Origin of the sequence: Campylobacter concisus UNSWCS (genome assembly GCF_000466685.1) — a bacterium.
GTDB lineage: Bacteria > Campylobacterota > Campylobacteria > Campylobacterales > Campylobacteraceae > Campylobacter_A > Campylobacter_A concisus_A.
Map to the genome: position 1 here is coordinate 1 of NZ_ANNG01000107.1, position 228 is coordinate 228.

General features: G+C 43.0%; 1 protein-coding gene. It reads left to right on the forward strand.

Going from position 1 to position 228, the window contains the following annotated elements:
• On the forward strand, positions 1-228 hold a 228-nt coding region (locus UNSWCS_RS12135), incomplete at both ends, for an Ig-like domain-containing protein (protein ID WP_035144146.1).

The following is a 228-nucleotide window of genomic DNA, read 5'->3' on the forward strand; positions in this document are numbered from 1 at the left end:
TACTCCAGCTAATAAACCATCTATCGATCCAATCGACAATGATGATACTAAGGTAACTGGTAAGGTAGAGAACCCTGAGAAAGACACTAGTGTAACTGTAACATTCCCTGATGGAAGCACAGCTACTGCAACAGTAGATAACAATGGTAACTGGGAAGTTCCAACTCCAGGCAATAAACCACTTAACCCAGGCGATACTGTAACAGCAACAGCAGAAGATCATGGTGG